At 75.9% G+C, this 4,220-nt stretch carries 5 protein-coding genes; 4 read left to right on the forward strand and 1 reads right to left on the reverse strand.

Going from position 1 to position 4,220, the window contains the following annotated elements:
- The coding region (locus tag VF825_RS12210; protein ID WP_331113625.1) for a C40 family peptidase at nt 1–543 on the forward strand (543 nt) is incomplete at its 5' end.
- Nucleotides 544–642: 99 nt separating this feature from the next.
- On the opposite strand, the gene VF825_RS12215 is transcribed toward VF825_RS12210, so the two are convergent.
- A complete protein-coding gene (locus tag VF825_RS12215) occupies nt 643–1,167 on the reverse strand; it encodes an inorganic diphosphatase (RefSeq protein WP_141786817.1) in 525 nt (174 codons plus the stop codon).
- A gap of 90 nt (nt 1,168–1,257) precedes the next feature.
- Between VF825_RS12215 and dacB the strand changes: the two genes are divergently transcribed.
- From dacB to VF825_RS12230, 3 genes are all read left to right on the forward strand, one after another.
- Entirely contained in the window at nt 1,258–2,703 is a 1,446-nt protein-coding gene (dacB, locus tag VF825_RS12220) for a D-alanyl-D-alanine carboxypeptidase/D-alanyl-D-alanine endopeptidase (RefSeq protein WP_331113628.1), read from the forward strand.
- Between the two features lie 20 nt (nt 2,704–2,723).
- The gene (locus VF825_RS12225; RefSeq protein ID WP_331113630.1) at nt 2,724–3,803 is read left to right on the forward strand and encodes a zinc-dependent metalloprotease; all 1,080 of its coding nucleotides are present in this window, start codon (nt 2,724–2,726) and stop codon (nt 3,801–3,803) included.
- The coding region (locus tag VF825_RS12230; protein ID WP_331113632.1) for an ATP-binding protein at nt 3,800–4,220 on the forward strand (421 nt) is incomplete at its 3' end. The genes VF825_RS12225 and VF825_RS12230, both read left to right, overlap by 4 nt.

Consider the following 4,220-nt stretch of genomic DNA (forward strand, 5'->3'; position numbering starts at 1 on the left):
GCCGCCGCGGCGGAGGCGGCACGCCGCGCGGCTGAGCAGGCCAGGCACCACTCCAGCGGTGGCGGCGGTTCGCCCAGCGGAGGCACCACCGGCGGCTCCGGTGGCGGATCGGGCAGCGGCAACAGCGGTGGCGGGAGCAGCATCCCGGCGCCGCCGGTGACCAGCGCGCCGCCTCCGGTGTCCGGCGACGTGTCCGCCGTCATCGCCTTCGCCCGCGCCCAGGTCGGCGACCCCTACGAGTGGGGTGCGGCCGGCCCCGGCACCTGGGACTGCTCCGGCTTGACCATGCGCGCCTGGGCCCAGGCGGGAGTCAGCCTGTCCCACTACACCGGCGCGCAGTGGGACGAGACCGCCCGCGTGCCGCTGAGCGACCTGCGCCCCGGCGACCTGCTCTTCTTCGGCGACACCGGCCCCACCAGCCACCACGTGGGCCTGTTCATCGGCGGCGACGAGATGATCGAGGCGCCCTACACCGGTGCGACCGTCCGGATCGCCACCTTCTGGGACCGCAGCGACCTGCTGCCCTACGGCGGCCGCCCCTGACCGGCGCGCGCCCAGCCCGTGCCAGATTGCTCGGCCGCGGATGCGCGAAGGGCGCCCGCGGTCGGCGGGCGCCCTTCGGCGTCAGAGGGGGCGCGAGGCTCAGTGGCCCGGGTTCGGCCCCGGCCAGCGGGCCGTGGTCATGCCGGCGTCCTTGGCGCGCTGGACCGCCTCGGCGACGATCTTCTCGGCCTCGGCGCGGCCGCCCCAGTGGGCGCCCTCGACCGACTTGCCCGGCTCGAGGTCCTTGTAGGTCTCGAAGAAGTGCTGGATCTCCAGGCGGTCGAACTCGCTGACGTGCTCGAGCTCGGTGATGTGCGCCTGGCGCGGGTCACCGGCCGGGATGCACAGGATCTTGTCGTCGCCACCGGCCTCGTCACGCATGTGGAACAGGCCGATCGGGCGTGCGGAGACCAAGCAGCCGGGGAAGGTGGGCTCCTCCAGCAGCACCAGGGCGTCCAGCGGGTCGCCGTCCTCACCGAGGGTGTCCTCGACGTAGCCGTAGTCCGCCGGGTAGCGCGTGGACGTGAACAGCAGGCGGTCCAGCCGGATGCGGCCCGTCGCGTGGTCCACCTCGTACTTGTTGCGGTGTCCCTGCGGGATCTCGATGGTGACGTCGAATTCCACGTGTGTGCCCTTTCACGGGTCTCAGCGATCTGGCTTAGGCTCGCCGCCAAGTGTCCCGTACCAGTGCAAATCCGGTTCGAGGGGGGTTCGTTGCGCCGTCAGCTGGGCGTCGCGGCAGCCGTGGTCGCGCTGCTCGCCGGTTACGTCACCCTCGACGTGCACGACGTCGTGCCGGGCCTGCTCACCGAGGCGGCGCCGCGCAGCGCCGCAGCCGGTATGCCGGGTGGCCGGCCCACGCCCTCCCCCTCACCGATCCCGTCCGTGGCCGTGCCGGTCGCGCCGGCCTCGGCCGCCGGGCCGCTGCCCGAGGTGGACTCCCTGGCCCCAGCGCCGACCGCCCAGGGGCTGCTCGCCGCGGTGAACGGCCGGCTCCACGACCCCCGCCTCGGCCGGCAGGTGAGCGTGACCATCCGGGACGGCCTGACCGGCGGCCACCTGCTCGACCTCGCCCCCGAGGTGCCACGGGCCCCCGCGTCGACGGCCAAGCTGCTGACCGCGGCCGCGATCGCCCGGGCCGCGGACCTGTCGCAGCGGATGACCACCAAGGTGGTCCAGGGCGCCGGCCCGGCCGACCTGGTCCTCGTGGCCGGGGGCGACATGCTGCTCGGCCCGGGCAACGGGAACCCCGATGCGGTCGCCGGCCGGGCCGGGCTGCTCGACCTCGCCCGGCAGGTGGCGACGGCCGTGCACGAGCAGGGCCTGAGCAGCGTCCGGCTCGGGCTCGACGACACCTGGGCGCGTGGGCCCGCCTACGCGCCCGGCTGGCTGGGACCGGACATCGACCTCGGGCTCACCGGTGCGGTGGCCACGCTCGGCCTGTCCTCCCAGCGCGCGACCTCCGGCCACCCGGCGCCGGCCGACCCGGCCGTCAGTGCCGCCACCGCGCTGGCCGGTCGGCTGCGCGCCCTGGGCCTGACGGTCGCGCCCGCGGTGACCCGGACCACCGCTCGCGCCGGTGCCGCGGTCCTCGGCCAGGTCGAGTCGGCGACCCTGGGCGAGCTGCTCTCGCTGGCCCTGGCCGACAGCGACAACGCCCTGACCGAGTCGCTGGCCCGGCAGGTGGCGGTCCGCACCGGGCATCGCCCCGACTTCCCCACGGTGGCGGCGTGGGTGCTGGCCTCGCTCCGGGCCCGGGGCATCTCCGTCGCCGGGGTGCGCCTGGTCGACAGCTCCGGCCTGAGCCGCGGCACCACCGTGCCGGCCGGGGTCATCGGTGACGTGCTGACCCTGGCCTCGCGAGGCAAGGACCCCGGCCTGGAGGCCGTCGTCGCGGCGCTGCCCGTGGCCGGCCTGACCGGCACGCTGCACGACCGGTTCCACACGCCGGCCACCCGGGTGGCCGCCGGGATCGCCCGCGCCAAGACCGGCACCCTCACCGGCGTGAGCAGCCTGGCCGGCACGGTCGTCGACCGCGACGGCCGGCTGCTGACCTTCGTCGTCCTGGCCGACGCGGTGCCCCCCGGCGGGGGAACGCTGAACGCCAGGGCAGCGTTGGACGCCTTCGTAGCGACACTCGCGACCTGCGGCTGTCGATGACGCCCCCCTACGGTGGAGGCATGGGCATGGCAACGAGCACCGGACCCGCTGCGGGCACTGACCCCGGCTACGTCGACTGGGACTTCGCCAAGGCGACGGGCCGCCGGCTCGTGCCCGCGGGGCCAAGGGTCAGCCCCGCGGAGGCTGTCGCGGCGGTCGCCGCGCTGCGTGACGCGGCCCAGCGGAGCAGGCAGCCGGTGGCGGACACCGCCCGCCTGCACGCCCCCGCCGGCGACGCCGCCCTCGTCGTGGACCGCCCCGGCTGGATCGACGCCAACGTCGACTCGCTGCGCGGGATGCTCACCCCGGTCGTGCAGGCCATGGCCTCGCGCCGCTCCGGGCCGTCCTCCGCCACCGTTGCGACCGTCGGCGGCAAGGTCACCGGCGGCGAGACCGGCGCCCTGATGTCGTTCCTCGCGACCAAGGTGCTCGGGCAGTACGACCTCGCCCCGGACGGCACCCCGCGCCTGCTCCTCATCGCCCCCAACGTGGTCCAGGCCGAGGCCGAGCTGGGGGTCGACCCCGCCGACTTCCGGCTGTGGGTGTGCCTGCACGAGGAGACCCACCGGGTGCAGTTCACCGCGGTGCCGTGGCTGCGCCAGCACCTCATCGACCGGGCCCGCGAGCTCTCGCTGGACCTCATGCCCGACCCCGACCAGCTGGGCGCCCGCCTGGAGCAGCTGGTGCAGAACCTGCCGCAGGCGTTCCGGGCCGGGGGCACCGGCCTGACCGAGCTGATGACCACCCAGGAGCAGCGGGACAAGATCGCGGCCCTGACCGCGGTGATGTCGCTGCTCGAGGGCCACGCCGACGTGGTCATGGACGACGTGGGCCCCCAGGTCGTGCCGACCGTGGAGCAGATCCGGGTCAAGTTCCAGCGCCGCCGCGAGGGCGCGGGCAGCATCGACCGGCTGCTGCGGCGCCTGCTCGGCCTGGAGGCCAAGATGCGGCAGTACCGCGACGGCGCCACCTTCGTGCGCGCGGTCACCGACCGGGTCGGCCTCGACGGCTTCAACGCCGTGTGGTCCTCGCCGGAGACCCTGCCCCGACCCGCCGAGATCGAGGACCCGCAGGCCTGGGTCACGCGCGTCCACGGATGACCGGACCCCACCCGGCCGTCGCCGCGACCCGGGTGGCGGTCCGACCGGCGCTCGCCGAGGCCGGCCCCGGCAGCCGCGTGCTCGTCGGGTGCAGCGGGGGCGCCGACTCCCTGGCCCTGGCTGCCGCCGTCGCCTTCGAGGCGCCCCGGCTCGGCGTGGTCGCCGGCGCCGTGGTCGTCGACCACCAGCTCCAGCCCGGGTCTGCCGGGGTCGCCGAGGCGGCCGCCGGGCAGTGCCGGGCGCTCGGCCTCGAGCCGGTCGAGGTCGTGAGGGTGCAGGTCGCCGACGGCGGGAGCGGCCCCGAGGCGGAGGCGAGGCGGGCGCGGTACACCGCCCTGGAGCGGGCCGCGGACCGGCTGGGCGCCGCCCGCGTCCTGCTGGGGCACACCCGTGACGACCAGGCCGAGCAGGTGCTGC

The sequence above is a fragment of the Oryzihumus sp. genome (genome assembly GCF_036391795.1).
In the GTDB taxonomy this organism is placed as follows: Bacteria; Actinomycetota; Actinomycetes; order Actinomycetales; family Dermatophilaceae; genus Oryzihumus.

Bases quoted from the DNA above. Each gene is read 5' to 3' on its own strand.
- VF825_RS12225 (WP_331113630.1), top strand. From the start codon at position 2,724: ATGGGCATGGCAACGAGCACCGGACCCGCTGCGGGCACTGACCCCGGC.